The sequence below is a fragment of the Amycolatopsis sp. NPDC104819 genome (assembly GCF_055583145.1).
Window position 1 is genome coordinate 1 of the sequence record NZ_JBVJON010000031.1, and the last position, 26,432, is coordinate 26,432.

The window sequence follows — 26,432 nt, forward strand, 5'->3', positions numbered from 1 at the left end:
CGCCTGCCTCACGATCACCATCGATGTGACCGTCACCGACGCCGCGGCAAGCCCGTTGACACGCCCCACCCCGCCCTAACTACCCGGCCTTGCCCATTGCAGACATCTCACGCCCCCAATGGGTCATTCGCGACGTTGCCCGCGGAGGATCTGCCACCCCCGGCGAGCCGCGCAGGTCCGGAGGCTCCGCCCGGAAGAACCCCTGGCGCCGACTTCCCCTCTTTAGCTATAGTGCTAGTCACCTAGTTAAATGGAGTTGTCGATGATCGAGTTCCACCTCGACGCCCGGTCGGGCCTGTCGCCGTACCAGCAGCTGGTCCAGCAGGTGCGGCACGCGCTGCGACTGGGCCTGCTGAGCGAGGGAGACCAGCTCCCGAAGGTCAAGGACGTGGTCGCCGGCCTGGCGATCAACCCCAACACCGTGCTGAAGGCCTACCGCGAGCTCGAACACGACGGGCTCGTGTCGGCCCGGCCGGGGGTCGGCACGTTCGTGACCGCGACGCTGAACGGGGGCGCCTCGTTCGCGACGCTCGGGCCGTTGCGGCAGGACCTGAGCCGCTGGCTGGCGAAGGCCCGCAAGGCCGGTCTCGACGAAGAGAGCATCGAGGCCCTGCTGATGTCCACGTTTCGCGACTCCGCCAGAGAGGACATAGCGTGACCGTCCTGCGCGCCCAGGGACTGGGCAAGAAGTACAAGCGCAAGCAGGCGCTGACCGGCTGCACGCTCGAGATCGAGGCCGGGCACGTCACCGGGCTCGTCGGCCCCAACGGCGCCGGCAAGTCCACCCTGCTGAACATCGCCGCCGGCATGCTCGAGCCGACGACCGGCACGATCGAGGTGTGCGGCGGGGTGCCGGGCAGCGGGCCGGAGCAGCTGGCGAAAGTCGGTTACGTCGCCCAGAGCACACCTGTCTACAGTGGACTGACCATCGAGGAGCACCTGCGGTTCGGCGCGCACCTCAACCCGCGCTGGGACGACTCGCTCGCCACCAAGCGGGTCGAGCGGCTGGGCCTGGACCCGAAGCAGGCCGCCGGGAAGCTGTCCGGCGGCCAGCGCGCCCAGCTCGCGCTCACCCTCGGCATCGCCAAACGCCCCGAGCTGCTGCTGCTCGACGAGCCGGTCGCGGCGCTGGACCCGCTGGCGCGCCGGGAGTTCCTGCAGGACCTCATGGAGTCGGTCGCCGAGCACGGGCTGTCCGTGGTGATGTCCTCGCACCTGGTCAACGACCTCGAACGCGTCTGCGACCACCTCGTGGTGCTGGTGGCCTCCCAGGTCCGGGTGATCGGCGACGTCGACGAGCTGCTCGCCACCCACCACCGCCTGACCGGGGCGCGCCGCGACGTCGAGACGCTGCCGGCGGACCAGCACGTCATCTCGGCGAAGCACACCGACCGCCAGACCACCGTGCTCGTCCGCACCGAGGCGCCGATCCTCGACCCCGCGTGGACCGTCGGGCAGATCGGCCTGGAGGACCTCGTCCTCGAGTACATGAGCAACCCCACCGCCGCCCGCCCCGCCCTGGAGGTCCTCCGATGACCTGGCTGACCTGGCGTCAGTTCCGCACGCCCGCGTTGTCCGTGTTCGCCGCGCTGGTCGTGATCGGTGTCGTGCTCGCGATCACCGGGCCGGAGCTGGTCGGGCGCACGAACTTCTCCGACCAGGACACGCTGTTCGGCGGGACGATCCTGGCGCTCTACCTGCTGCCCGCGGTGATCGGCGTCTTCTGGGGCGTCCCGATGATCACACGCGAGCTGGAGAGCGGCACGCACAGCCTGGTGTGGAACCAGACCGTCACGCGCAAGCGGTGGCTCACCACGAAGCTCGGGTTCGGGCTCCTCGTCGCGATGGCCGCGGGCGCGCTGCTGAGCGTCGCGGTGTCGTGGTGGGCCAGCCCGATCGACGCGCTCGCGGCGCAGCAGACCGATCGCGGGATGCTCTCGCGCATCGCGCCGGTGGTGTTCGGCGCGCGGGGCATCGTCCCGATCGGCTACGCGGCCTTCGCGCTCGCGCTCGGCGTCGCGGTCGGGATGCTGCTGAAGCGGACGGTGGCCGCCATGGCCGTGACGCTCGTCGCGCTCGCCGCCGTGCTGCTCCTGGTGCCGAACTTCGTGCGGCCGTACCTGCTGCCGCCCGAGCAGATGACGGTGGCGATCGGCGACAACATCACGAACATCAGCGGCGACCCCTCCGGCGTGCAGGAGATCGGCGTGCGCAACCCGGCCGGCGCGTGGGTGCTGGCGAACGAAACCGTCGACCCCGCCGGGAACGTGGCCGACCCGCTGCCGGACTTCGTGCGGAGCTGCGTGCCGGGACCGGGCGGCCCCGTGCCGGAGCGCGGCACCGCCGAACGGTGCCTGGCGCAGCTGGGCGCGCACGGCTACCAGCAGCGCCTGACCTACCAGCCCGGCTCGCGGTTCTGGCCGTTGCAATGGCTCGAGCTCGCACTCTTCCTCGCGATGACCGCCCTGCTCACCTGGTTCTGCTTCCGTCGCATCCGTCACCTGTCCTGACCCGACTCCTGGGGGAATCATGCGCACTCTCGCGGTAGCCACCGCCTTGACGCTCGCGCTCTCCGCGTCACCCGCTTCGGCGGCCACGACGCCCTACCTGCCCCGGCCGACCGGCCACGAACCCGTCGGTGTCACTTCACTGTCCCTTAAGGACACTTCACGCCCCGACCCGTGGGTGCCGACGGTGCCCTACCGGGAGCTGATGGTCTCCGTCTTCTACCCGGCGACCTCGGCGAACGGGCCCAAGAAGCAGTACATGACCCCGCTCGAGTCCGAGCGCAACCTCGAACGGGAGGACATCCCGGGGCTGCCGCTCGACGTCCTGAGCACCGTCCGGACGAACGCGGTCGTCGACGCGAGACCGGCCGGGCGGTGGCACGACCTGCCGCTGGTCGTCCTCTCGCCGGGCTGGACCCAACCGCCGGCGACGCTCACCGCGCTGGCCGAAGACCTCGCCAGCCGCGGATACGCCGTCGCGGCGATCGACCACACCTACGAAAACCGCGCCACGACCTTCCCCGACGGCCACGTCACCGGCTGCGCCGCCTGCGAGGTCGACGACCGGCCCGAGATCTGGGAGAAGGTCGCGCAGGTGCGGTCGAAGGACACGTCGTTCGTGCTCGACTCGCTGCTGCGCTCGAAGAAGTGGGGCGCCCTGATCGACCCGCGGCGGATCGGCATGACCGGGCACTCCGCGGGCGGCGCGATCACGACGCAGGCGATGCTGGCCGACCCGCGCATCCGGGCCGGGGCCGACATCGACGGCAGCATCCACGTCCCGCTCCCGGCGTCCGGGCTGGCGCGGCCGTTCTTGTTCCTGGGCAGCATGGACAACTACGTCCCAGGCCAGGAAGGTCCCTACGACGACTGGGAAACGGACTGGACGCACCTCACCGGGTGGAAGCGCTGGCTCATGGTGTCCGGCACCGCGCACGCGTCGTTCACCGACCTCGGTGTGCTCGCCGACCAGCTGGGTGTCGACCTCGGCGCGTCGATCCCGGGAGAACGCGCGCTGACGATCACGCGGCACTACGTAAGCGCTTTCTTCCACCGGAACCTGCGCGGCCGGCCGCAACCGCTGCTCGCCGCGCTCTCACCCGCCTACCCGGAAGTGACGTTCATCGGATGAAGAAGACGATCCTCCTGAGCGTCACGGCGCTGGCCTTCACACTGCCGGCGCCGACCGCCTCGGCGTCCCCGGCGCTCACGCTGGCGAAACCCACCGGCGACCAGCCGGTGGGCACGACCTCCCTGTACCTCAAGGACACTTCGCGGCCGGACCCGTGGGTCGCGACCGTGCCCTACCGCGAGCTGATGGTGTCCCTCTTCTACCCGGCGGTTTCGGCGCAAGGGCCGAAGAAGCAGTTCATGACCGAAACCGAGGCGGCGGCCGTCTTCGAGGAGGCCGGGATCACCGGCATCCCCCCGGCGGTGCTGACGACGGTCCGCACCGACGCCGTGGTCGACGCCCGGCCGGCCGGGCGCCACCTGCCGCTGGTCGTGCTGTCGCCCGGGTGCAAGCGGCCCCGCGCCGAGCTGACGTCGCTCGCCGAGGACCTGGCGAGCCACGGCACCGCGGTCGTCGTGGTCGACCACACCTACGAGAACGTCGCCACGACGTTCCCCGGCGGCCGGGTCACCGGCTGCGCGGCCTGCGGCAACTACGACGACGCGTTCTGGACGAAGCTGCAACGCGGGCGCGCCACGGACGTGTCGTTCGTGCTGGACTCGCTGACGCACTCGAAGTGGGCGTCGCTGATCGACGCGTCCCGGATCGGCATGGCCGGGCACTCGGTCGGCGGGGCGAGCGCGCTCGGCGCGATGGTGGCCGACCCGCGGATCAAGGCGGGGATCGACATCGACGGCACGACGGACGTCCCGCTGCTCTCGCCGGGCCTCGACCGGCCGTTCCTGTTCCTGGGCCGCGCGAACACATACACGCCCGGGACCGGCCAGGAATCCGGTACCTGGCAACGGGACTGGGCGCAGCTGACAGGGTGGAAGCGGTGGCTCGTCGTCGCGGGCATGGCGCACCCGTCGTTCACCGACATCGGTTTGGTGGGTGAGCAGCTCGGCCTCGACTTCGGCGCGACGACGCCGGCGGCGCGGGGGCAGGTGATCACGGCGGCGTACGTCCGGGCGTTCTTCGACCAGCACCTGCGCGGCCGGGCCCAGCCGCTGCTGGACCAGCCGTCTTCGCGGTACCCGGAGGTCAGCTTCGCCCGGACGTCGACGCCGTACCTGCCCGCGCCGACCGGGGACCAGCCGGTCGGCAGCACGGCGGTGTACCTGAAGGACACCTCGCGGCCCGACCCGTGGGTGCCGTCGGTGCCCTACCGCGAGCTGATGGTGTCGCTGTTCTACCCGGCGGCGTCGGCCAAGGGCCCGAAGACGCCGTACCTGACCGCCGCCGAGTCCGCGGCCCTGCTGACCGACAGCGGCCTGGCCGTACCACCGGACTGGCTCACGACGATGGTGACGAACTCCGTGGCCGACGCCCGGCCGGCCGGGCACCGGCTGCCCCTGGTCGTGCTTTCGCCCGGCTACACCAAACCCCGCGCGACGCTCACCGCGCTGGCCGAGGACCTGGCCAGCCACGGGTACGCCGTCGCGGTGGTCGGCCACACCTACGAGAACGCCGGGACGAGCTTCCCCGACGGCCGGTTCGCCGGCTGCGCGTCGTGCGAAGTGCCGCACGACAGCGCGTTCTGGCAGAAGCTGGAGCACGGCCGCGCGGCCGACGTGGCGTTCGTGCTGGACTCGTTGACCCACTCGGCGTGGGCCGGGCTGGTCGACGCGTCCCGGATCGGCATGGCCGGGCACTCCGTCGGCGGGGCGAGCACCCTGCCCACCATGGTCGCCGACCCGCGGATCAAGGCCGGGATGGACATCGACGGCACCACCGAGGTGGGGCTCACGGCGCCCCTTTCGCGGCCGTTCATGTTCGTGAGCCACCAGCCGGCGCCCACGGCCTGCGCGCCGGGGAACAAGCCGTGGGAACGGGACTGGGCCCAGCTGAGCGGCTGGAAGCGCTGGGCCGAAGTGGCGGGCACGCAGCACGCGTCGTTCACCGACGTCGGGCTGGTCGGTGACGAGCTCGGCGCCGACTTCGGGGCGAAGACCGGGGCGCTCCGGACGCAGGAGATCACGCGGACGTACGTGAACGCGTTCTTCGACCAGCACCTCCGGGGGAAGCCGCGGCCGGTGCTCGACCGGCCGGGTGATCCGGAAGTCTCGTTCTGCCACTGAAAAGACGGCGGAAGCGGCACTCGTGGGGGTGTGCCGCTTCCGCCGTTTCCGGGCAAAAGGCGTAGATCGAACGCTCACCCTGCTCACCGCCGCCGAGCCGGACGCTGTGGCTCGCGATCCGGCTCACCACGCTGAGGTGACCGCTACAGCTTCCCGCCCGCGACCGGCGGCATGTCGGGCGCGTCCTCGACCGCCGTCGCCGCCTCGCGGTACAGGTGGTTCTCGACCTCGAACAGGTTGCCCCCGGCGCGCTCGACCACGGTGAGCAGCGTCGACATCTGCGCGATCTCCTCCACCTGCTCGGTGAGGAACCACGCCACGAACTGCTCCCCTAGGTAGTCCTCCTCGGCGCGCGCGGCCTTCGCCATCGCCTCGATGTCCGCGGTGACCGTGCGCTCCTGGGTCAGCGCCAGCTCGATGGCCTCGTGCACGCTCGAGAAGTCGTTGCGGACCTCACCGCTGCCCGGGATCACCACCGGCTGGTCGCGGTCGAGCAGGTACCGCACCATCGCCAGCGCGTGGTTGCGCTCTTCGATCGCCTGCCGGTAGAAGCGCTTGGCCAGTCGCGGCAGGTCGCGCGCGTCGAACCAGACGGCGAGGGCGATGTACTGCTGGGCGGCGGTGAACTCGTGCCGGATCTGCTCCTGCAGGAGCCCGGCGAACTTTTTGGCCATGGCCCCAACCTACGACGTGCCGGATGCGCGCGACACGCGTTGCGGTGAAACGATCCCGGGATGACCACCGCGCCCGACCTGTCCGGCACGACCACCTGCGTCACCGGCGCGGCCGGCACGATCGGCCGTGGCATCGCGCTCCGGTTCGCCGCGGCCGGGAGCGCCGTCGCCGTGCACCACCGCCGTCCCGGGGCCGGTGACGACGTCGTCGCGGCGATCGAAGCCACGGGCGGCCGGGCGAAGGCGTTCACCGCGGAGCTCACCGACGACCGTGCCTGCCACGCGCTGCTCGACGCCGTCGCGACGTGGGGCGGCCGGTTGGACGCGCTGGTCAACAACGCCGGCGTCCAGCCGGTCGAAGCCCTCGCGGACCTTACCGCCGAACGCTGGCAGGCGATGCTCGACGCGTCCCTGACAAGCGCTTTCTCCTGCACCCAGGCGGCGGCCCGGCTGATGCGCGACGGCGGGAGCGTCACGCACGTCGCCTCGATCGAAGCCCGGCAGCCCGCGGCCGGGCACGTCCACTACAGCGCGGCGAAAGCGGCGCTGGTGATGCACGCCCGGGGCGCGGCGCTGGAGTACGGGCCGCGCGGGATCCGCGTGAACACGGTGTCCCCCGGGCTGATCGGCCGCCCCGGGCTCGACCGGGACTGGCCTGAAGGTGTCGAACGCTGGCACCGCGCGGCGCCGCTCGGGCGGCTGGGCACGCCCGAAGACGTCGGCAACGCGTGTCTCTTCCTCGCTTCACCGCTGGCGTCCTGGATCACCGGCCACGACCTCGTGGTGGACGGCGGGGTCACCGCGCGCCCGACCTGGTGAGGCTCAGTCCGGGACCTCGCCCATCGAGCGGCAGAGGCGGCGCAGCAGGTCGGCCAGCTCCCGGCGGTCCGGGCCGCTCAGGCCGCTGACCAGCTCCTCCTGGGTCGCCAGCTCCGCGGTGAACGCCTCGTCGGCCAGCGTCAGGCCCGCCGGCGTGAGGCGCACGAGCGCGGTGCGGCGGTTGGCCGGGTTCTGCTGCCGGTCGACCAGCCCGGCCGCCACCAGGCGGTCGAGCCGGCTGGTCATCGTGCTGTTGCCGGCCAGCATCCAGCGGGCGATCTCCGCCAGCGACAGCTCGTACGGCTTTCCCGCGCGCCGCAGCGTGCCGAGGATGTCCAGGTCCGCGTGGAGCAGGCCGTAGTCCTTCAGCGTGTCGTCGAGGCGCCGGGTCACCCGCCGCGCGATCCGGGTCAGCCGGGCCAGCACGGCCAGGGGGGCCGGGTCGAGGTCCGGGCGCTGGCCGCGCCACTGGTCCAGCACGTCGTCGACGAAATCACGCTCCATCCCCGTACTCTACAATGACGGACATTACGACCTCGTACCTTTCGACCTCGTGACGAGGGAGGGAACGATGCCCGGAGTGATCGTCGCCGGCGGCGGACCGGTCGGCATGCTGCTGGCCACCGAGCTCGGCCGGCACGGCGTGCGCACGACCGTCGTCGAGAAGCTGACCGAAACCCACGACGAACCGCGCGCGGGCACGCTGCACGCGCGCACCGCGCAGACGTTCCTGCGCCGCGGCTATCTCCCGGCGCCGCAGCCGCCGCGGAACCCGCACGCGATGGTCGAAGTCCCGTTCCACTTCGGCGGGCGCCCGGTGCTGCCCCCTGGAGTCACCCGCACTCGAAGGCGCGCCGATGATCGGCCAGGCGCAGTCCGACATCGAGCGGTTCTTCGAGGCGAAGGCCCGCTCGCTCGGCGTCGAAATCCTGCGGGGGCGAACGATCACCGGGGTGCGGGACGACGGCGGGAGCGTCACCGTCACCACCGACGGGGGCGAGCTGACCGCGGCCTACGTCGTCGGCTGTGACGGCGCCCGCAGCACGGTCCGGGCGGCCGCCGGGATCACCGGGACCACCCACCCGGCCACGTTCGCCGGCCTCCTCGGCCTGGCCCGCCTCGGCGACCCGGCGCGCGTGCCCGGCGGCTGGACGCAGGGGCCGACCGGCTGGACGCTGGTCAACGTCAACCCGGCCGGGCACAGCCGGATCCTCGCGCACGAGTTCACCGAGCCCCTGCCCGAGCGCGGCGCCCCGGCCACGCTGGACGACCTGCGCGGGGCGGCGTCGCGGATCCTCGGCCACGACGTGCCGATGACCGACCCGGCGTTCCTCGGCCGGTTCAGCGACTTCACCCGGCTGGCCGGCCACTACCGCACCGGCCGGCTCCTGCTCGCCGGCGACGCCGCCCACGTGCACGCACCCCTCGGCGGGCAGGGCCTCAACCTCGGCCTGCAGGACGCGGTCAACCTCGGCTGGAAGCTCGCGATGGTGGTCGCGGGCACGGCGCCGGAGAGGCTGCTCGACACTTACCACGACGAGCGACGCCCGATCGCCGAAGCGGTGATCGCGAACACCCGGGCCCAGGCGGCGCTGATGCGGCCGGGCCCGCAGTTCGAGCCGCTGCGCGACCTGGTCGCCGACCTTCTGTCCACTTCGGACGGCAACCGGTTGCTCAGCGACCGCGTCAGCGCCCAGGGCATCCGCTACGGCGACGGCCGCGGTTTGTCCGGCGAGTTCTTGCCGAATCTCCCGTTGGGTGATCGGACGGTGGCCGAAGTGCTGCACGCCGGTCGTCCGGTGGTGTTGCTTGGGCCTGGGGGCCCGGACAGCCCGGCACCGTGGAAGGACGCCGTCGACGTGGTCGAGCACGGGGAAGACCTGGGTGCGCCCGCGATCCTGCTGCGGCCGGACGGGTATGTCGCCTGGGCGGGCTCGGACGGGCTTGCGGAGGCGCTCACCGACTGGTTCGGTCCTCGCTGACGCCGCCCGCGGCCGCCGGGCGGATCGACTGGCGGTGCCGGAACACCTCACCCGGATCCCACGCCGTCTTCGCCCGCTGCAACCGCCGGTAATTGCCCTTGAAGTACAGGTCGTGCCACGGGACGCCGGACGTGTTCCAAGCCGGGTCGGACAGGTCCGCGTCCGGATAATTGACGTAACAGCCGTCGACCACCTCGCCGGGCACCGGCACCCCGCCCGTACCCGCGTACATCGTGCCGTAGAAGTCCCGCACCCACCCGATGTTCGCCGCGTCCGCGTCCACTGTGGACCAGAATGCCTGGTACAGCAGCTTGAACGTGCTGTCGCGCTGGGCCACCGCCGTCGCCGCCGAGATCGCGCCGCCGTAGGAGAACGCCACCAGCATCGTCTCCGGGTTCGTCACGTCCGGCCGGGTCAGGAACTCGTACGCCGTGCGCAGCTGGGCGTCCGGCAAGGTGCTCCGGACGTACGCCGACTTGTGCTCGGCGCGCAGGGTCGGGTCGGTCAGCACCGGGGTGTTGGTGCCGAGGAACCGCGTGGCGCGCAGCCACGGCAGGCGCCGCGGGCGGGCCAGCCCCGGCATCGGGCCGAACTCGCCGGCCCGGGCGAACTCGGCCGGCACCAGGTCGCCGAGGACGGCCGTGAGGTGCTCGTCCAGCACGCGGGCCGCGGCCGGCGCGGCGGCCACTGCGAGTGAGCACCGGGGCCATGCCGCTCCGCGGCGGCGTGGCCCCCGGTCCGCTCGCACGTGTCGAGCGGCGCCTTGGCCGCGCCGGCGCGGCTGCTCTACTACTCGGCGCTGCAGGAACAGCTCGGCTCGAGCCTGCTCCTCGACCCGACGAAAGCGACGTCCGCCGGGACCTTTCCCGCGCGGATCGGCGCGCGGCTGCACAAGCGGCCGAAGAAGGTGACCTGGCCCGGCCCCGGTGTCCCTGGGCGAGCCGCTCCCCCGGAGCTAGACTGCACTGAAACGTGTTCTAGTTCTGGGGGTGTGATGGCCAGCCCTTTCCCGGTCGTCGACGGTGTCCCGGCCGAGCGGGCGCTGCTCGGCGACCGGATCCGCGAGCTGATCGAGGCGTCCGTGTGTGTCGGCGACTCCGCCGACCTCGTCGCCGCGGCCGGCCGGGTCGAAGCGGTGACGGCGGCCCTGCGCGCGGCGGGCGGCTCCGCTCCGTTGCTGCTCGCCGCCCTCGAGGGTGGTGGTCACCTCAGTGTCAACAACCCCCTCGAAGGCCCCGGCAACCCGCTCGCGCCGCCGCTGTCCTGGGTGGACGTCGGCCCGGAGTCCGTCCGCGCCGACGTCCTCCTCGGCGCCGCGCACGAGGGGCCGCCGGGGCGGGTCCACGGTGGCTGGGTCGCGGCGGTCCTGGACCACGTCCTGGGCCGCGCGACCGCCGCGGCCGGCTTCCCCGGCATGACGGCGTCCCTCACGGTCGACTACCACCACGGCACGCCGTACGCCGTGCCGCTCACCGCGGAAGGGCGGCTCGTGCGGCGCGACGGACGCAAGCTGCACGCCACCGGAACCCTGCGCGCGGGTGACGTCGTGTGCGCGTCGGCCACCGCGATCCTCGTGCACTTCAGCGCAGACCGCTTCCCGAAGCCGCGGTAGCGGTGTGGCGCGACTCCGAGCCGGCCGACGCCATCAGCACCGCGCAGATCGGCACCGCCATCGCCAGCGCCGCCAGCACGAAGACCGGGAACAGGAACGAGAACACCTCCGTGCCCGACGGGTCCGGCGCCGCCGGGTCCAGGTGCAGCCGGACCGCCGCCATGCCCGTGTAGTGCATGCCGGTGACCGCCGCGGCCATCACCAGGCCCGCCGCCAGCCGGGGCAGGAGCTTGTCCAGCGCGACCGTGCACCACAGCGCCGCCGTCGCCGCCACCACCGCGATGACCACCGAGAGCGTCACCAGCGTCGGGTCGTAGCCGATCGTGCCCTTGATCCGGACCGCCCACATCCCCGTGTAGTGCATGACGTTGACCGCCAGCCCGGTCAGCAGCCCGCCGAGCAGCAGCCGCTTCCAGGCGAACCGGTTGCGGACGCCGAACACCAGCAGCCCGCAGAACACCGCCACCACCGACAGGACCGCCGAAAGCGCCGTGCGGAAGATGTCGTAACGCACGGGCAGCCCGGGCGTGGAAAACCCGAGCATTGCGATGAAGTGCATGACCCAGATGCCGACACCGCCGATCGACACCGCCGCCAGCGCCAGCCAGATCAGCCGGGTCCGCGGCTGGTCGGTCGACCGCGCCTGCAACGTGCAAGCGAGGCCGAGCGCGCAGCCCACCACCGAGGTCAGGTAGGCGAGGACGACGAGCCAGTGCCCCATCGCGAAGTCGTCGTGGTCCATGTGCATTTTCCGGGCTCCTGTCAGGCTTTCGGCTCGTGCAGCTCGGCGAGCGCGTGCTCGGCCGCGGCGATGAGCGTGTGCTTGGTCGACTCCGGCGACCGCGCGTCGCAGGTCACGACCTGCACCGCCGCCGGGATCTTGAGGGCTTCGCGCACCTGGTCGGGCGCGTGCGGGCGGGTGTCCTGGAACTGGTTGATGGCCACGAGGAACGGCAGGCCGCGCGACTCGAAGAAGTCGATCGAGGCGAAGCAGTCCGCCAGCCGGCGCGTGTCGACCAGGACGATCGCCGCGACCGCGCCGCAGACCAGGTCGTCCCACATGAACCAGAACCGGTGCTGCCCCGGCGTGCCGAACACGTAGAGCACCAGGTCCTCGGCCAGGGTGAGCCGGCCGAAGTCCATCGCGACGGTGGTCGCGAACTTCCCCGGCACCGCCTCGGTCCGGTCGACGCCGACGGCCGCCGCCGTCATCAGGGCTTCGGTCCGCAGCGGGTTGATTTCCGAGACGGCGCCGACGAAGGTCGTCTTGCCGGCCCCGAACCCGCCGGCCACGACGATCTTGGCCGAGGTGATCCGTCGTTCAGAGTGCGCGTAGTCCACTGAGGACCCTTTCGAGCAGGTCGTTCCGTTCGTCGAAGGAGGCGTCCGCGGTGAGCGTGTCGCGGATCGACACCTGGCCGGCGATCAGCAGATCGCCGATGAGCACCCGGGCCACGCCGAGCGGCACGCCCAGGTGGAGCCCGACCTCGGCCACCGAACGCTGGTGCAGGCACAGCTGCGTCACCACGCCCAGGGGGTCGGTCGGGCTGTACGGGGCGGTGCGCCCCTGCGCGGTCGTCTCCACGAGGGCTTCCACCGCCAGGTCGACCGTCGGCCGGGTGCGCCCGGCGGTCCACGCGTAGGGGCGGGCCAGCGAAGCCGCGTGCCGGCCGCCCGCACGTCGCCGGCCTGGGGTCACCGGCTCGCTCCCGGCGCCGCCGCCGTGGGCCGCGCCGGGGTGTCGACCTGCTTCCCGACCCGGTCCACCAGCAGCGTCATCTCGTAGCCCACCAGCCCGATGTCGCAGCCGGGGTTGGCCAGCACGACCAGGTTCGAGCCGTCGCCGACGTTCATCAGCAGCAGGAAGCCCTGCTCCATCTCGATCACCGACTGCACGACCCGGCCCGCGGTGAACAGGTCGGCCGTGCCGAGCGCGAGGCTCGAGAGGCCGGACGCGATCGCCGAGAGCTGGTCGGCCCGGTCGCGCGGCAGGGTTTCGTTCGCCGCCACGAGCAGGCCGTCCGCCGAGACGAGCGCGGCGTGCGCGACGCCGGGCACCTCCTGCGTGAACGCCGACACCAGCCAGTTCCGGGACCTCTCGGCCACATCCGCTCCTTCCCGCCGCGTGCTCACTGCTCCGCCTTCGGATCGGCCGTGACCCGGTGCCGGGCCGCGCGCATACCGCTGTAGTGCCGCGAAAGGTTGTTCCGCACCGCGGCCGGATCGCGGAACGAGGTGTCCGCCTGCTGGGGCCGGCGCTCGGCGACCGAGCCCGGAGCGAGCTGCGCGCCGGGCTGCCGCGTCGGCAGTCCCGACTCGGTGAGCTCGACGTCGTCAAGCGTGCCGACCGCGGCTTCCGCGGCCTGCCGGACGTCGTCAGCCGGGGTCGCCCAGGCGCCGGGCGCCGCCGGTTCCGCCGGAGGGTCCGCGAACCAGTGCGACAGCATGTGGTCGAAGATCGGCGTCGGCAGCGGCTCGAGGACGGCGGGACCGGGGTCTTCGGCGGGCCAGCGGGGTTCGGGGTTGGACCGGACGCCGTTGACGCCGTGGACGCCGTTGGTCGCCGGGAGCAGCGCGGGCGGGCCGGAGCGCGGGGGCAGGTCGACCTGGATCAGCACCCCGGGGACGTGCACGCTGGCGGTGATGCCGGCGCTCGCGGTGCGGGTGGTCGTCGGCCGCAGCCGGACGGTGATCCCGTGCGACGCGGCCAGCCTGCTCACCACGAACAGGCCCATCCGCCGGGTGGTCTCCGGGCTGACCGCGGCCCCGGCGGCGAGCCGCGCGTTGGCCGCCTCGATGTCCTCGCGGCTCATGCCGAGCCCGACGTCGACGACCTCGATCAGCACGCCGCCGTCGAAGCCGCGGTCGGCGGTGAGCACCACCTGGTCGTCCGGCGGCGACGACCGGATCGCGTTCTCCAGCAGCTCCGCGAGGATGTGCACGACGTCGGCGGCGGCCTCGGACTGCACCGACCCACGCGGCGCGTTGCCGAGCGCGACCCGCTGGTAATCCTTGACCTCCGAGGTCGCGGCCCGCAGCAGCTCGACCGTCGCGACCGGCCCGACGTCGCGGCGCACCGGCCGTCCGCCCGCCAGGACCTGCAGGTTCTCGCCGTTGCGCCGCAGCCGGGTGGCGATGTGGTCGATCTGGAACAGCTCGGCCAGCCGCTGCGGGTCCTGCTCGTCGGCTTCGAGGTCTTCGATCACCGACAGCTGCAGCTCGACCAGGGACTGGCTGCGCCGCGAGAGCGTCATGAACATCTCGCTGACCTGGATGCGCATCTCGGCCTGCTCGCCGACGGCCAGCCGCACCGCCTGCCGGTGCATGTCGTCGAAGGCGCGGGCGAGCTGGCCGATCTCCTCCTCGGTGTCGACCGGCAGCGGCGGGGTCGCCTGCCAGTCGATCTCTTCGCCGTCGCGGATCCGCTCGATCGTCCCGGGCAGCCGACGGCGCGCGGTGTCGAGCGCGGCCGCCGGATCGGGGCGACCACCGACCGCGCCACGCCGAGCGCGATGGCGAGCGCGCCGAGCAGGGACGCGAGCACCAGCGCGGTGTCGCGCAGCGCGTCGGAGCGGGCGGCGTTGGTCTGTACGCCGACCGCGTCCGAAAGCGCTTTCACCTGCTCGGCCAGGATCGTGCCGAGCAACGCGCGCCGGGCCGCAGGCCCCCCGGCGCCGGGGCTGGTCGCCGCGGCGAACCGGGCGGCCGCCGCACCGGCGGGCAGGGCGCGGCGGAGCTGCCCGGTGAGCACGGTCTCCTCGGCGGCGGCGACGCCCTCACCCGCCGCGGCGTCCGCGCGGCCGGCGAGGCTCGTCCTCAGCTGCACCAACGCTTTCGTGACGTCGGCGGCGTCGTCGAGATCGGTATTCCCGGCCTGCCCGACGATGCCGGGGATCACTTCGCTGAGCGCGACGACGAAGTCGTGGTAAGCGGCGGTCCTGGCCGCGGAAGAACCGGTCTGCTGACGCAGTCCGGCCAATTTCTCCAGCTGATCTTCCAGCGTTCGCGACAAATCCGGGTTGAGCTGCGAAAATGCGGCGTCGTGCCGGACGGCGGCGGCTTTCTCGTCGACGGCCGCGGTCTGCGCGGCGCCGCCGCCGTGGCTCATCTCGTCGTCGGCCAGCCCGCCGAGCTCGGCGATCCCTTGCACGACCGGCATTTGGTCCCGGACGGCGCTCAGGTCGCCCGCCCGGGCGAGCTCGGCCTGCACCCGCCCGCCGGCCAGCAGGAGCGCGACCAGCACGGGCAGCAGCAACACGACGGAGATCTTGGTGCGCAGCCGCCAGGTGCCGGGTTTCCAGCGGGCGGCCGCACGACGGGACGCGGGTTCTTCTTCTTTCATCGGTGGCTTGGCTCGATTCGTACCGGTGCCCGAGAACGATTTCCGGGTCCTTTTCTCGCAGAATTCAGACCGCCGACGTAACTCTGCGAGCCGTGGTGTTGTCAAGGAATGCGAGCCGTTTCCCCCGTACGCATCAGCTACGCAGGGTAATCTTCGACAGCGCGGCTTTTTACCTTCGCGGAGGGTGAAGAAATCCTCAAGAACGCACGGAACCGCCCGGGGATCCGGTGAATTCCTCCCCCGGCTACCCTCGGCGCGGAAAGGGGCACAGCGGCGATGTTGAGAGTTCACTTCACGGACGCGGACCTGGCGAAGCTGACCATCGCCGAGGACGCCGACCCGATGTGGGAGCTGCTGATGAGCAGCTACCGGATCCGGCGGCCGGAAGGCGAGCCGTTCTTCGGCCGGTGGCGCAAGGGGTCACGCTCCGCGGTCCCCGACTCGGGCCGGCTGCTGCTGTCGGCGGTCCCGCCGTACGGCTACTGCCCGGACTTCCTCACCCCGGCGGGGGCCCGCACGATCACCGACGGGGTGTCGGCGGTGCTCGGGACGCCGTCGCCGAAGCTGGCCGCGGACGTCGCGGAGCTAGTCGCGCAGGGCACCCGCGTCCAGCCGTGGCTGCGCCGCCTCGCCGGCGGCGAATCGCGAGAACTGCGGCGACTCGGCACGTCGCTGCACGACTACTACCGGAACTGCCTGGCGCCGGACTGGCCGGCGGTGCGAGCGGCGGTCGCCCGCGACCGGCTCCGGCTGCGCTCGGCCCTGGACCGCGGCGGCCCGCAGCTCCTGCTGTCGACGCTGCACCCGGACATCACGTGGTCACCACCGGTGCTGCGAGTGCGTTTCCCGGTCGAGCAGGAGCTGCACCTCGACGGCCGAGGCCTCCGCCTGATCCCGGCGTTCTTCGCACACGGCATGCCGACGACGTACAAGGACCCGGACCTGCCCCCGGTCCTCGTCTATTCGATCAGCCAACCCCGCTTCGACCGCGACGCCGAGCCCGGGGCGTCGCTGTCCGCGCTGCTGGGCGCCACGCGGGCCCGGGTGCTGGTGACGCTGGCGACAACGCCGTGCAACACGAGCGAGCTGGCGGCGCTGACCGGAATCTCCCTGGCGACGGCGAGCCAGCACGCGTCGATCCTGCGGGCGAGCGGGCTGATCACGAGCACGCGGGCGGGCAAGTCGCAGATCCACGAGAGCACGCCGTTGGGTTTGGCGGTCATCCGGGCGGGTTGAGGTTCGAGGCTTGCGCGGCCCGGGCGGGCTGAGGTTCGCGGCTTGCACGGCCGGGCCGGACTGAGGTTCGGGGCTTGCGCGGCCCGAGCGGGCTGAGGTTCGCGGCTTGCGCCGCCCACCCGAGCCGCACCTCCCACCCAGGCCAACTCCTGCACCCCGCGCCGACCGCCGGAGCCGAGTCCACGCCCCGCATCACCCACCCCGCCCAGGCCGATTCCCGCGCCTTGCACCGCCCACCGAGCCCGAGCCCGCACCCCCACCACGCCAAGTCCCGCACCCCGCAGCGCCCGCCGAGCTGAGTTCCCCACCCCGCACCCGCCCGCCCGAGCCGAGTCCGCGCCCCGCATCACCCACCCAGGCCGACTCCACGTCTTGCCCCGCCCACCCGGACCCGTGTTAGCCTGTCGCCGTGCAGCGTCTGATCAAGTCCTCGCGACTCGTAACCCGGCGCGCCGGCTGAACCAGGTTGCCGGCGCGCAGCGTTGGCGACCCGTGGATTCGCGGCACCTCTCTTCGGCGGACCTGGCCCCGCTCCCTTTCCGCACTTCCCCGTGGAGACCAGCCATGTCCAGCCCCGCTTCCTTCGCCCCCATGCTCCTGCGCCGCCGCATCGCGACGTACTTCGTCGGCGGCGCCCAGGCGGTTCCGGCCCTCATCACCGCTCTCGCCCAGGACGGCCGCCTGGCGCACGAACTGTCGGTCGACATCCGTGACGGCGTCCGGGAAAGCAGCCTCGTCTGCGCCCTGCTGCTGAGCACCGAGGAGATCGAGCCCCTGCTCGAGCGGCTGCGCGAGCTGCCCGCCGTCGTCTCGTCCGAACTCGCCTGAGCCGTAGCCGGAGTTCGGCACGGCGCGGGTGTTATCGTCGTAGAGAAGATCCTTTCGAGGAGGAGCGCGGTCGTGGCAGGTGACGTCGACATCTCCGGATAGTTCCGGAGTGTGCGGGCCCCCGGTGAAGCACCGGTGTGGCCGCCTTTTGTCGACCACCTTTTCCTCCTCACCCTCCGAGGTCTTCTCCGTGCCCGAAAACTGCGTCGTCCTGTCCGGCCTGTCCTTCTCCTGGCCGGACGACACCCCCGTCTTCGACCACCTCTCCACCACCTTTCCCAGTGGCCGCACCGGTTTTGTCGCGCCCAACGGCTCCGGCAAGACGACGCTGCTGAAGCTCGTCGCCGGCGTGTTGACCCCGTCCGCGGGCAGCGTCACCGTCGACGGGATGCTCGGCTACCTCCCGCAGGACCTGCCCCTCAGCGGCGAGCTGTCCGTCGCCGAAGTCCTCGGGGTCGCCCCGGTCCTGCGCGCCATCGAGGCCGTCGAATCCGGTGACGTCGACGAAAACTACTTCACCACCATCGGAACCGACTGGGACGTCGAGGAACGCACCCGCGCCCAGCTCGACCGGCTCGGCCTCGCCGACGTCGGGCTCGATCGGTCGTTGAGCACCCTCAGCGGCGGCCGGATCGTGTCGCTGGGCCTCGCCGCGCAGCTGCTCAAGCGGCCGGACGTGCTGTTGCTCGACGAGCCCACCAACAACCTCGACCTCGAAGCCCGAGAACGGCTCTACGGCGTGCTGGACGACTGGTCCGGCTGCCTGCTCGTGGTCAGCCACGACCGCGCGCTGCTCGACCGGATGGACCGGATCGCCGAGCTCGAAAGCGGCGAAATCCGGTTCTACGGCGGGAACTTCACCGACTACGAGCACGCCGTCGAGGCTGCTCGCGAGGTCGCCGAGAAGAACGTCCGCAGCGCCGAACAGGAGGTCAAGCGCGAGAAGCGGGAGCTGCAGCAGGCCCGCGAACGGGCCGCCCGCCGCGCGAGCACGGCGTCGCGCAACCTCGGCAACGCCGGGCTGCCCAAGATCTTCGCCGGGACCATGAAACGCAACGCGCAGGAGTCGGCCGGGAAGGCGGACGGCACGCACGCGGCGCGCGTCGGCGCGGCGAAGACCAAGCTCGACCAGGCCGAACGCGCGTTGCGCACGGAGCAGAAGATCAGCCTCGAGCTGCCGCAGACCGAGGTCCCGGCCGGCCGCACGCTCTTCACCGGCGAGCGGCTGAAGGTGCGGGACCTGTTCCCCGACGGGGTCGACCTCGCGATCCGCGGGCCCGAGCGGATCGCGCTCACCGGCCCGAACGGCGCCGGGAAGTCCACCCTGCTGCGGCTCCTGACCGGCGATCTCGCGCCCGACAGCGGTTCCGTGTCCCGCGCCGACGGCCGGATCGCCTTCCTGTCCCAGCGCCTGGATCTGCTCGACGACGACCGGACCGTCGCCGAGAACCTGACGGCGGCGGCCCCGGCGATGCTCCCGGCGCAGCGGATGAACCTGTTGGCGCGCTTCCTGTTCCGCGGCTCGCGGGTGCACCTGCCGGTCGGGGTGCTCTCCGGCGGCGAACGGCTGCGCGCCACGCTCGCGTGTGTCCTGTTCGCCGAGCCGGCGCCGCAGCTGCTCCTGCTCGACGAGCCCACGAACAACCTCGACCTGGTCAGCACCGGGCAGCTGGAGAGCGCGCTGACGGCGTTCCGCGGCGCGTTCGTCGTGGTCAGCCACGACGAGCGTTTCCTCGCGGAGATCGGGATCGAACGCCGGCTCCGCCTGGAAGACGGGCGGCTGCGGTGACGTAAGGAGCGGAAGTCACGCTCGGCGCAAGTTGTCGTGAGTGGTAATTCGGGTTAGAACCCTAATTACCACTCACGACAGGCCGCGGCAGACTCACATCCGGTCGGCGTCCACGATCGCCTGGGCGAACGGCCGCGGCGCCTCCTGCGGCACGTTGTGGCCGATGCCGTCGAAGATCCGGTGCTCGTACTTGCCGGTGAACTTCGCGCGGTACGGCTTGCCGTCCTTCGCCGCGGCGTCGAAGTCGCTGCCGATCGTGATGGCCGGCACCGTGATCGCCGGTCCGGTGGCCAGTTTCCGTTCGTACGCCTCGTACTGCGGCTCGCCCGGGGCGAGGCTCAGCCGCCAGCGGTAGTTGTGGACGACGATGGCGACGTGGTCGGGGTTGTCGAACGCCGCCGCGCTGCGGTTGTACGTCGCGTCGTCGAAGTCCCACGCCGGGGAGGCGTTGCGCCAGATGAGCTTGTTGAAGTCGTGGCGGTTCGCGGTGTACCCGGCGCGGCCGCGCTCGGTCGCGAAGTAGTACTGGTACCACCAGCCGAGCTCGGCGACCGGCGTCAGCGGCTGCTGGTTCGCCACCAGGTTCGTCACGATGTACCCGCTCACCACGACGACCGCCTTGCAGCGCTCCGGGAACAGCGCGGCGATGATGTCGACGGTCCGCGCGCCCCAGTCGTAGCCGCCGAGCACGGCCTTGCCGATCTTGAGCGCGTCCATCAGGGCGACGACGTCCAGCGCCACCGCCGCCTGCTGTCCATTGCGGACGGTCTGGGCAGACTTGAACGTCGTCGGCCCGTACCCGCGCAGGAACGGGATGATCACCCGGTACCCGGCGGCGGCCAGGATCGGCGCGACGTCGACGTAGCTGTGCGGATCGTACGGCCAGCCGTGCAGCAGGATCACCGGCTGCCCGGTCGCCGGGCCGGCTTCGGCGTAGGCCATGGTCAGCACCCCGGCGTCGACGTGCTTGAGCTCGCCGAGCGAGGTGTGCTCACCCGAACCGGCGCGAGGGTCGGGCGCGGTGGCGGGTGTGGCCGACGAGCAGGCCGCCAAGGACGTCGCCGCCAGTCCCGCCGCGAACGCCTGCCCGAACCTTCTCCTGCTGATCATCTGGAAGCTCCTGTGCGAAAGACCGTGGGACTTTCACGACGTTAAGGAGCTTCAGGTGACCCTCGCGCCCGTCGGACGACGCAGCCGGTGTAAGTCACCCGTCCAGGGGCTTCACGACTCCGGCGAGGTCGGCGCGGGAGCTCACGCCCAGCTTGGGGAAGATCCGGTGCAGGTGGGTGCCGACGGTCCGGTGCGAAAGGTACAGCCGCTGGCCGATCTCGCGGTTGGTCAGGCCCGCCGCCGCGAGCTGGGCGATGCTCAGCTCGTGCGGGGTCAGCTTCTCGCGCGCGTCCGGGCCCCGGTTCGGGCTCGACTCACCCGCGCTGCGCAGCTCGCGGCGCGCCCGCTCGGCCCACGCCGTCATGCCCAGCGCGTCGAAGGTCTCGCGGGCGGTGCGCAGGTGCGTCCGGGATTCGACGACCCGCCGCTGCCGTCGCAGCCACTCGCCGAACGCCAGGTGGACGCGGCCGCGTTCGGCGGGCCAGCCGGTCAGGTCCGCGCCGAGGGCCGCGGTGAACAGCGCGTCGCCGGGGTCGAGCACCGCTCGTGCGTAGCGCAGGCCGATGTGCAGGGCGGGTGACGGCGTGCGCGCGGCGAGCGGCTCGAGCTCGGCGAGGATGTCGCGCACCGCCTCGGTCCGCCCGGCGCGCACCGCGGCCTCGGTCAGCTCCGGGACGCAGTACGCGCGCAGGGCCAGCTGGTAGGCCGGGTCGGCCGGGTCGTGGAGGCGACACAGGTCGGCGAACGCGTCCTCGAAGCGGCCCTCGCTCAGGTGGGTGAGCCCACGGGTGAGCTGCACGGTGGCGAGCACGGGCCGGGCGCCGGCCGCGAGCCCGGCGCGTTCGGCCTCGTCGGCGAGGGTTTTCGCCTGCTTGTGGTCACCGCGCAGGGCCGCGATCTCGGCCTGGACCGCGACGGCGAGGCCGAACATGAAGGGCTGCCCGGTCTCCTGCGCGAAGCGGGCGGCTTCGGCCGCGGCGGGCACTGCACCGGCGAGGTCGCCGAGCCGCACCCGGCTCCAGGCCTGCACGGCGAGCGCCCGCGGCAGCAGCCCGAGCCGGCCCTGGGCCCGCAGGCCCGGCGCGGCGGCCGCGGAGAACCGCGCGGCCAGGTCGAAGGCGCCGACCTGCAGGGCGGCGCTGGCCAGGTACCGGTCGACTTCGGGGTCGGCGCCGGTGGCGCCCACCAGCTCCCGCAGCCGTTCCAGCACGACGTCACCCCGTTCGAAGGGCGCGACGTAGGCGATGATGGCCACCATGCGCGGGTCGTCGCCGGGCAGCGGGAGCCGGTCGGCGACGTCGAGGAGGGCCTGCCGGGCGGGCGCGCCGGGCTCGATCCAGAAGCACCGCATGGCGGCGCTCCAGAGGATCCGGGCGGCGTCGTCGGTCTCGCCGTCCCGCGCGACGGCCGTGGCGAGGGCGGCCAGTTCGGCGACGCGGGCGGGATCTTCCCGGACGCCGTCTTCGAACTCACTGAGCAGCCGGGCGGCGGTGGCGTTCCGCCGCGGCCCGGCCGGCTTGGCCGCGACGACCAGCCGTTCGGCGGTCTCCCGCCGGCCGGACTCCACGGCGAGCTCGGCGGCCCGCAGTAGCCGATCGGCCCGGCAGTCCGGCTCACAGCTCAGCCGGGCGGCCTGTTCGAGAGCAGCGATCGCGGCGGCGGCCCCACCTCGGTAGCGGGCGCGCTCGGCGGTCCGTTCGAGTTCGGCGGCGACGGTTTCGTCGGGCCCGGCGGTGGCGGCGGCCTGGTGCCAGGCCCTGCGGTCGGGCTGGTCGTGAAGGGCTTCGACGAGCGCGAGGTGAGCGCGGCGCCGATCGGCGGGTGAAGCGGCGGCGGGAATGGCGGCGCGCATGAGGGGGTGGCGGAAAGTGACGGCCCCGGCGGAGAGATCGACCAGCCGAGCCTCGACGGCGGGGGCGAGGATGTCGGGCCCCGGCGCGGCGGGGGTGCTGAGAGGGGTTCCGGCGGGAATGGCGTCGTCCGAGAGCAGCGCACCAGCCGCGGCCAGCGTCTCCGCCAGCGAAGTCGTCTCGTTCAACGCCGCGACCAACAACACCGTCCGGACCGCCGCCGGAAGCCCCACGACCCGGGCCGTGAACGTCCGCTCGAGCCGCTCCGTCAACGGCAGCTCCAGATTCAGCCCATCCAACTCGGCCACCGCCGAAGGCAGCTCCGTCAGCGCCAGCGGATGGCCCGCCGCCTCGGTCAGCAACCGGGTGCGGACCGCCGGGGCCAGCCCGGGCGCGATCGCGTCCAACAGATCAGCCGACGCGTCAGGCGGCAACCGGTCCAGGGGCATCGGCGCCAGACCCCCGTCGCGCAGCGGCGTCTCCGCGTCGTCCCTCAACGTCGCCACCAGGACCATCGGCTCGGTCTCGATGCGGCGCGCGACGAACGCCAGAACATCCGCGCTCGCGCGGTCGAGCCAGTGCACGTCCTCGGCCACCAGCAGCACCGGCTTGGCCGCCGCCGCGTCGGACAGGAGCGTCAGCGCCGCGAGGCCGACCAGGTAGGCGCTCGGCTCCGGGCCTTCGGCCAGGCCCAGCGCCGTGCGCAGGGCGTCGCGCTGCGGGGCCGGCAGGTCCGCGACGCCCGCGCGGACCGGGTGGAGCAACTGGTGCAGCCCCGCGTACGCGAAGTGCTGCTCGGCCTCGGCCCCCGTCGTCCGCAGCACCCGCAGCCCCGCGACCGACGCCGCGGCCGCCGTCTCCGCCACGAGGGCGGACTTCCCGATGCCGGCTTCGCCGCGGATGAGGACGCCGCTGCGGTCTCCCGCGCCGTCGACGAGCTCGGTCAGCTCCTTCAGCTCGGTATCCCGCCCGTGCAGCACCATGGAAACGACCTTACCCAAGGCACGTTTCCCCAGCTCAGAGCGGAGTGACGTACGGCGACAGCGTCATCCGACGGGCGCGGGCGCCCGGGCCGCCGCCCTAGCGTGCTCACACGTCCACATCGGACGGAACCCACACAGAGGAAAGCGATGAGACGTTTCCCCCAGTTCCTGGCGGCCGCCATGCCGCTCCTGCTGACCGGCCTGGTCCCGCTCGCCCCGCCGGCGGCGGCCGCAACGCCGGCCTGCGCCGCCGTCTCGGTGCCCGCGCCGCCCGGCGCGAAGATCGAGTCGGTGACCGCGGAGCGCAAGACCGGCTACTGCCAGATCACCGTGACGCTGACCCACTCCGGCCAGGACCACGTCAAGGTCGCCGTCGCGCTGCCCGAGACCGGCTGGACCGGACGGCTCCAGGCGGTCGGCGGCAGCGCCTACGCCGCGGGCAACTTCGACGCCCCACTCGTCCAGGCGGTCAAGGACGGCTACAGCGGCGTGACGACCGACGCCGGCGTGTCCACGGACGGCCTCGACACGTCGTGGGCGGTGACGCCCGGCGGGAAGGTCGACAAGACGCTCCTGACCAACTTCGCCACCCGCTCGGCGCACGAAGAAGCCCTGATCGGCAAGGACGTCACGCAGCGGCACTACCACCGGCCGATCACCTACTCCTACTGGAACGGCTGCTCGACCGGCGGCCGTCAGGGGTACTCCGAGGCGCAGCGCTTCCCCGGCGACTTCGACGGCGTCCTCGCCAACGCGCCCGCCGTCCAGTGGACGCAGTTCGCGGTCGCGACGCTCTGGCCGCAGATCGTGATGAACCAGGATCATGACATCCTCAGCACCTGCGTGCTCACGGCGTTCCGGCAGGCCGCGATCCAGGCCTGTGACGCCCGCGACGGCGTCACCAACGGCATCGTCGACCGGCCGGACGAGTGCAGCTACGACCCGCGCAGCCTGGTCGGCACGAAGCTGCTCTGCGACGGCAAGGAAGTCACCGTCACGGCGACGGACGCCGAGGTCATGCGCAAGATCTGGGCCGGCCCCACCGACGAGCGCGGCCGCAAGCTCTGGGACGGCCTCCCGAAGGGCGCGGACTTCACCTACCTGGCCGGGACCGCGCCGGACCCGGTCACCGGCGAGCTGACCGCGCCGGGGTTCCAGGTGGCCGTCCTCTGGGTGCAGTCGTTCCTGGCGAAGCAGCCCGGCTTCGACACCTCGAAACTCACGTACGCCCAGTTCACGGACCTGTTCCGGCAGTCGGTCCGTGAGTACGACGACGTCATCGGCACGGCCGACCCCGACCTGTCGGCGTTCCGGCGGGCCGGCGGCAAGCTGCTCACGTTCGTGGGCGCGGACGACCAGCTGATCCCGCCCGGCGGCACACTCCAGTACCGCCAGCGGGTGGAGCGCACGATGGGCGGTTCGCAGCGGGTGAACGACTTCTACCGGCTGTTCCTCGCCCCGGGGGTCGAGCACTGCGGCGGTGGCGCCGGCGCGCAGCCGACCGACGCGCTGGGCGCGCTGGTCGACTGGGTCGAGCACGGCAAGGCGCCGGCCACGCTGGCGGCGGCGACCCTCGACGGGAAGGCGACGCGCGACCTGTGCGCGTACCCGAAGGTGTCGCGCTACACCGGTCACGGCGACCCGGCGGTGGCGTCGAGCTACCGCTGCCGCTGAGGTGAGCCCGGGTGGGCCGGAGCCGGTTCCGGCCCACCCGGACTGGACTTGCGGGTCCAAAATTCCGGGAGCACGCTGAACCGGTCCACGGATTTCTTCGCCCCAGGAGCACTTTCCATGCCTCTTGACCAGTACTACCTGCTCGGCCGCTCCGGCCTGCGCGTCAGCCGGCTCGCGCTCGGCACCATGAACTTCGGCACCGGCGGGTTCCACGCCGCGTACGGGAAGACCGAGGACGAGGTCCGCCCGATCTTCCACAAGTACCTCGACGAGGGCGGCAACTTCGTCGACACCGCCGACTTCTACACCGCGGGCGAGAGCGAGACCATCCTCGGCAGGCTGATCGCCGAAGCCGGTGTGCGCGAGCGCGTCGTGCTCACCACCAAGTTCACCAACAGCGTCGACCCGGGCGACCCGAACGCGGGCGGCAACGGGCGCAAGCACCTGATCCGCGCGCTCGAGGCGTCCCTGCGGCGGCTGGGCACCGACTACGTCGACCTGTTCCTGCTGCACACGTGGGACCGGCTCACCCCGGTCGAGGAGGTCGTGCGCACGCTCGACGACCTCGTCCGCGCGGGCAAGATCCGCTACGCCGGCCTGTCCGACGTCCCGAGCTGGTACGCGTCGCGGGCGCAGACGTACGCCGAGGCGCACTCGCTCACGCCGATGATCAACCTGCAGCTGCCGTATTCCCTGGTGCAGCGCGAAATCGAGACCGAGCACGTCCCGATGGGCCAGAGCCTCGGCCTCGGCATCACGGCGTGGAGCCCCCTGGCGGGCGGCTTCCTGACGGGCAAGTACCGCGACGGCGCGTCGGGCCGCTTCAGCTCGGCGGAGTCCCAGACGTGGTCGGAGCGCGACTGGCAGCTGCTGAAGCCGCTGGAGGAGGTGGCGGGCAAGCTGGGTGTGACGATGGCCCAGGTGGCGCTCAACTGGGTGGCCACCCAGCCGGGCATCGCGTCGGCGATCGTCGGCGCGAGCAGCGCCGAGCAGCTCGGCAAGAGCATGGCCGCGCTGGACTTCGAAATCCCGGCCGAGCTGCGGACCCGGCTGGACGAGGCGAGCGCGGCGCCGCCGGCGTCGGTGTACCGGATGTTCACGCCGGGGTACCAGAACTGGATCGTCAGCCCGGACCTGAAGATCGGCGACAAACCGGCGGGGTACGCCCCCGCGGTGCGGAACTGGTAGTCACCGTCGGTATCACCGGAACCAGCTTGATGTCCTCGATCGAGTGAAAAGTATTCGCATTCCTGGGCGCGGCCGGGCCCGTCGGAGAAATGGCATCACTCCGACGGGTGGCCGCGCTGCTCTGTTCGGTTCACGCGGTCCGCGGTGGACGCTCCACAGTGGAGCATCGGGGACGGCGAGATGTCCTGACTCCGCAGCGAAGTTGCCTGGTCAGGCCATGGAGTGACACTCCCTCGAACGTGTTTCCCCGAGGAGTGATGGGGGCAAAAGATGGCCCACCATCCAGCCTGTTATGGTTCCCGCCGACACCAAAGAATGATCGGCGGCAAGGCTCTCCCATGGAGCCCCCTTTGACACCGGTTCGATAAGGTTAGACCTTATCCGTTGCGGGGGATGCCGGTCCCGGATATCCGAAGGAGAGGGACCATCGTGCATGCAATCATGCCCTTGTGGTGGGTCATCATGTCTCGCTGAGCCATCGCGAAGACATCCCCGCGGGGGGGGGGGGGGGGGGGAGGGGGGGGGGGGGGGGGGGGGGGGGGGGGGGGGGTCGCCTCGCGGTGAGATTCGGTACCCACTCCTGCAG

General features: G+C 72.2%; 24 protein-coding genes and 1 pseudogene. 14 read left to right on the forward strand and 11 right to left on the reverse strand.

Annotation, left to right across the window (positions count from 1 at the left end; translation table 11 throughout):
• Nucleotides 1-262: 262 nt before the first annotated feature.
• Genes ACZ63E_RS45420 through ACZ63E_RS45440 form a run of 5 tightly spaced genes read left to right on the forward strand, consistent with a single transcriptional unit; the run spans nucleotide 263 to nucleotide 5,759 of the window.
• Entirely contained in the window at nucleotides 263-658 is a 396-nt protein-coding gene (locus tag ACZ63E_RS45420) for a GntR family transcriptional regulator (protein ID WP_465342519.1), read from the forward strand.
• Complete coding sequence (locus ACZ63E_RS45425; protein ID WP_465342520.1) at nucleotides 655-1,536, forward strand: ABC transporter ATP-binding protein; 882 nt, start codon at nucleotides 655-657, stop codon at nucleotides 1,534-1,536. Before ACZ63E_RS45420 ends, ACZ63E_RS45425 begins: the two co-directional genes overlap by 4 nt.
• Nucleotides 1,533-2,510, forward strand: a complete 978-nt coding sequence (locus ACZ63E_RS45430) for a transporter (RefSeq protein ID WP_465342521.1) — start codon at nucleotides 1,533-1,535, stop codon at nucleotides 2,508-2,510. The genes ACZ63E_RS45425 and ACZ63E_RS45430 overlap by 4 nt, the downstream gene beginning before the upstream one ends.
• A gap of 19 nt (nucleotides 2,511-2,529) precedes the next feature.
• A complete protein-coding gene (locus ACZ63E_RS45435; protein ID WP_465342522.1) occupies nucleotides 2,530-3,639 on the forward strand; it encodes an alpha/beta hydrolase family protein in 1,110 nt (369 codons plus the stop codon).
• Nucleotides 3,636-5,759, forward strand: coding sequence for an alpha/beta hydrolase family protein (locus tag ACZ63E_RS45440; RefSeq protein ID WP_465342523.1), 2,124 nt, complete (start codon nucleotides 3,636-3,638; stop codon nucleotides 5,757-5,759). The genes ACZ63E_RS45435 and ACZ63E_RS45440 overlap by 4 nt, the downstream gene beginning before the upstream one ends.
• Before the next feature lie 143 nt (nucleotides 5,760-5,902).
• On the opposite strand, the gene ACZ63E_RS45445 is transcribed toward ACZ63E_RS45440, so the two are convergent.
• Entirely contained in the window at nucleotides 5,903-6,433 is a 531-nt protein-coding gene (locus ACZ63E_RS45445) for a ferritin (protein ID WP_465303591.1), read from the reverse strand.
• A 60-nt stretch (nucleotides 6,434-6,493) separates the two neighbouring features.
• Between ACZ63E_RS45445 and ACZ63E_RS45450 the strand changes: the two genes are divergently transcribed.
• The gene (locus ACZ63E_RS45450) at nucleotides 6,494-7,252 is read left to right on the forward strand and encodes an SDR family NAD(P)-dependent oxidoreductase (RefSeq protein WP_465342524.1); all 759 of its coding nucleotides are present in this window, start codon (nucleotides 6,494-6,496) and stop codon (nucleotides 7,250-7,252) included.
• 3 nt (nucleotides 7,253-7,255) lie between these two features.
• Here the strand turns inward: ACZ63E_RS45450 and ACZ63E_RS45455 are convergent, their stop codons facing one another.
• Nucleotides 7,256-7,756 (reverse strand): MarR family winged helix-turn-helix transcriptional regulator, encoded by a 501-nt coding sequence (locus tag ACZ63E_RS45455; protein ID WP_465342525.1) that lies wholly within the window; start codon nucleotides 7,754-7,756, stop codon nucleotides 7,256-7,258.
• A gap of 106 nt (nucleotides 7,757-7,862) precedes the next feature.
• Here ACZ63E_RS45455 and ACZ63E_RS45460 point away from each other — a divergent pair.
• A pseudogene (locus ACZ63E_RS45460) lies at nucleotides 7,863-7,973 on the forward strand (FAD-dependent monooxygenase); the annotation flags it as partial.
• A 136-nt stretch (nucleotides 7,974-8,109) separates the two neighbouring features.
• A complete protein-coding gene (locus ACZ63E_RS45465; protein WP_465342526.1) occupies nucleotides 8,110-9,234 on the forward strand; it encodes an FAD-dependent monooxygenase in 1,125 nt (374 codons plus the stop codon).
• Here ACZ63E_RS45465 and ACZ63E_RS45470 read toward each other — a convergent pair.
• A complete protein-coding gene (locus ACZ63E_RS45470; RefSeq protein ID WP_465342527.1) occupies nucleotides 9,209-9,922 on the reverse strand; it encodes a BBE domain-containing protein in 714 nt (237 codons plus the stop codon). The genes ACZ63E_RS45465 and ACZ63E_RS45470 overlap by 26 nt on opposite strands.
• A gap of 75 nt (nucleotides 9,923-9,997) precedes the next feature.
• On the opposite strand from ACZ63E_RS45470, the gene ACZ63E_RS45475 reads away from it, so the two are divergent.
• Complete coding sequence (locus ACZ63E_RS45475; protein ID WP_465342528.1) at nucleotides 9,998-10,846, forward strand: PaaI family thioesterase; 849 nt, start codon at nucleotides 9,998-10,000, stop codon at nucleotides 10,844-10,846.
• On the opposite strand, the gene ACZ63E_RS45480 is transcribed toward ACZ63E_RS45475, so the two are convergent.
• From ACZ63E_RS45480 to ACZ63E_RS45505, 6 genes are read right to left on the reverse strand one after another with little or no spacing between them, the layout of a single operon-like run.
• Complete coding sequence (locus tag ACZ63E_RS45480) at nucleotides 10,815-11,588, reverse strand: MHYT domain-containing protein (protein WP_465342541.1); 774 nt, start codon at nucleotides 11,586-11,588, stop codon at nucleotides 10,815-10,817. The two genes, ACZ63E_RS45475 and ACZ63E_RS45480, sit on opposite strands and share 32 nt — an antisense overlap.
• Nucleotides 11,589-11,608: 20 nt before the next feature.
• Complete coding sequence (locus ACZ63E_RS45485) at nucleotides 11,609-12,187, reverse strand: GTP-binding protein (RefSeq protein ID WP_465342530.1); 579 nt, start codon at nucleotides 12,185-12,187, stop codon at nucleotides 11,609-11,611.
• Nucleotides 12,168-12,545, reverse strand: coding sequence for a DUF742 domain-containing protein (locus ACZ63E_RS45490; protein WP_465303583.1), 378 nt, complete (start codon nucleotides 12,543-12,545; stop codon nucleotides 12,168-12,170). Before ACZ63E_RS45490 ends, ACZ63E_RS45485 begins: the two co-directional genes overlap by 20 nt.
• Nucleotides 12,542-12,952: a roadblock/LC7 domain-containing protein gene (locus ACZ63E_RS45495; RefSeq protein WP_465303581.1), complete on the reverse strand. Its 411-nt coding sequence runs from the start codon at nucleotides 12,950-12,952 to the stop codon at nucleotides 12,542-12,544. Before ACZ63E_RS45495 ends, ACZ63E_RS45490 begins: the two co-directional genes overlap by 4 nt.
• A 23-nt stretch (nucleotides 12,953-12,975) precedes the next feature.
• Nucleotides 12,976-14,172, reverse strand: a complete 1,197-nt coding sequence (locus ACZ63E_RS45500) for a sensor histidine kinase (RefSeq protein ID WP_465342531.1) — start codon at nucleotides 14,170-14,172, stop codon at nucleotides 12,976-12,978.
• Nucleotides 14,097-15,188, reverse strand: a complete 1,092-nt coding sequence (locus ACZ63E_RS45505; protein ID WP_465342532.1) for a Med9 domain-containing protein — start codon at nucleotides 15,186-15,188, stop codon at nucleotides 14,097-14,099. Before ACZ63E_RS45505 ends, ACZ63E_RS45500 begins: the two co-directional genes overlap by 76 nt.
• 276 nt (nucleotides 15,189-15,464) lie before the next feature.
• Between ACZ63E_RS45505 and ACZ63E_RS45510 the strand changes: the two genes are divergently transcribed.
• From ACZ63E_RS45510 to ACZ63E_RS45520, 3 genes are all read left to right on the forward strand, one after another.
• A complete protein-coding gene (locus tag ACZ63E_RS45510; RefSeq protein WP_465342533.1) occupies nucleotides 15,465-16,424 on the forward strand; it encodes an ArsR/SmtB family transcription factor in 960 nt (319 codons plus the stop codon).
• Between the two features lie 564 nt (nucleotides 16,425-16,988).
• Nucleotides 16,989-17,252 carry a hypothetical protein gene (locus tag ACZ63E_RS45515; RefSeq protein WP_465342535.1) on the forward strand — a complete coding sequence of 88 codons (264 nt, stop codon included), beginning with the start codon at nucleotides 16,989-16,991 and terminating at the stop codon, nucleotides 17,250-17,252.
• Nucleotides 17,253-17,442: 190 nt separating this feature from the next.
• Complete coding sequence (locus ACZ63E_RS45520) at nucleotides 17,443-19,041, forward strand: ABC-F family ATP-binding cassette domain-containing protein (RefSeq protein WP_465342536.1); 1,599 nt, start codon at nucleotides 17,443-17,445, stop codon at nucleotides 19,039-19,041.
• A gap of 93 nt (nucleotides 19,042-19,134) precedes the next feature.
• Here the strand turns inward: ACZ63E_RS45520 and ACZ63E_RS45525 are convergent, their stop codons facing one another.
• Both ACZ63E_RS45525 and ACZ63E_RS45530 read right to left on the reverse strand, forming a co-directional pair.
• On the reverse strand, nucleotides 19,135-20,151 hold the full coding sequence (locus ACZ63E_RS45525; RefSeq protein ID WP_465342537.1) for an alpha/beta fold hydrolase: 1,017 nt from the start codon (nucleotides 20,149-20,151) through the stop codon (nucleotides 19,135-19,137).
• 94 nt (nucleotides 20,152-20,245) lie between these two features.
• Complete coding sequence (locus ACZ63E_RS45530) at nucleotides 20,246-22,984, reverse strand: ATP-binding protein (protein ID WP_465342538.1); 2,739 nt, start codon at nucleotides 22,982-22,984, stop codon at nucleotides 20,246-20,248.
• A 147-nt stretch (nucleotides 22,985-23,131) separates the two neighbouring features.
• On the opposite strand from ACZ63E_RS45530, the gene ACZ63E_RS45535 reads away from it, so the two are divergent.
• Both ACZ63E_RS45535 and ACZ63E_RS45540 read left to right on the forward strand, forming a co-directional pair.
• Nucleotides 23,132-24,658, forward strand: a complete 1,527-nt coding sequence (locus ACZ63E_RS45535) for a tannase/feruloyl esterase family alpha/beta hydrolase (protein WP_465342539.1) — start codon at nucleotides 23,132-23,134, stop codon at nucleotides 24,656-24,658.
• 117 nt (nucleotides 24,659-24,775) lie between these two features.
• Nucleotides 24,776-25,846 (forward strand): aldo/keto reductase, encoded by a 1,071-nt coding sequence (locus tag ACZ63E_RS45540; protein ID WP_465342540.1) that lies wholly within the window; start codon nucleotides 24,776-24,778, stop codon nucleotides 25,844-25,846.
• Nucleotides 25,847-26,432: the final 586 nt, after the last annotated feature.

Coding starts and splice junctions, on each gene's coding strand:
- ACZ63E_RS45535 (WP_465342539.1), top strand. CDS start 23,132: ATGAGACGTTTCCCCCAGTTCCTGGCGGCCGCCATGCCGCTCCTGCTG.
- ACZ63E_RS45510 (WP_465342533.1), top strand. CDS start 15,465: ATGTTGAGAGTTCACTTCACGGACGCGGACCTGGCGAAGCTGACCATC.
- ACZ63E_RS45445 (WP_465303591.1), bottom strand. CDS start 6,433: ATGGCCAAAAAGTTCGCCGGGCTCCTGCAGGAGCAGATCCGGCACGAG.
- ACZ63E_RS45500 (WP_465342531.1), bottom strand. CDS start 14,172: ATGCACCGGCAGGCGGTGCGGCTGGCCGTCGGCGAGCAGGCCGAGATG.
- ACZ63E_RS45480 (WP_465342541.1), bottom strand. CDS start 11,588: ATGGACCACGACGACTTCGCGATGGGGCACTGGCTCGTCGTCCTCGCC.
- ACZ63E_RS45420 (WP_465342519.1), top strand. CDS start 263: ATGATCGAGTTCCACCTCGACGCCCGGTCGGGCCTGTCGCCGTACCAG.
- ACZ63E_RS45530 (WP_465342538.1), bottom strand. CDS start 22,984: ATGGTGCTGCACGGGCGGGATACCGAGCTGAAGGAGCTGACCGAGCTC.
- ACZ63E_RS45430 (WP_465342521.1), top strand. CDS start 1,533: ATGACCTGGCTGACCTGGCGTCAGTTCCGCACGCCCGCGTTGTCCGTG.
- ACZ63E_RS45505 (WP_465342532.1), bottom strand. CDS start 15,188: ATGAAAGAAGAAGAACCCGCGTCCCGTCGTGCGGCCGCCCGCTGGAAA.
- ACZ63E_RS45455 (WP_465342525.1), bottom strand. CDS start 7,756: ATGGAGCGTGATTTCGTCGACGACGTGCTGGACCAGTGGCGCGGCCAG.
- ACZ63E_RS45515 (WP_465342535.1), top strand. CDS start 16,989: ATGTCCAGCCCCGCTTCCTTCGCCCCCATGCTCCTGCGCCGCCGCATC.
- ACZ63E_RS45450 (WP_465342524.1), top strand. CDS start 6,494: ATGACCACCGCGCCCGACCTGTCCGGCACGACCACCTGCGTCACCGGC.
- ACZ63E_RS45540 (WP_465342540.1), top strand. CDS start 24,776: ATGCCTCTTGACCAGTACTACCTGCTCGGCCGCTCCGGCCTGCGCGTC.
- ACZ63E_RS45440 (WP_465342523.1), top strand. CDS start 3,636: ATGAAGAAGACGATCCTCCTGAGCGTCACGGCGCTGGCCTTCACACTG.
- ACZ63E_RS45435 (WP_465342522.1), top strand. CDS start 2,530: ATGCGCACTCTCGCGGTAGCCACCGCCTTGACGCTCGCGCTCTCCGCG.
- ACZ63E_RS45465 (WP_465342526.1), top strand. CDS start 8,110: ATGATCGGCCAGGCGCAGTCCGACATCGAGCGGTTCTTCGAGGCGAAG.
- ACZ63E_RS45525 (WP_465342537.1), bottom strand. CDS start 20,151: ATGATCAGCAGGAGAAGGTTCGGGCAGGCGTTCGCGGCGGGACTGGCG.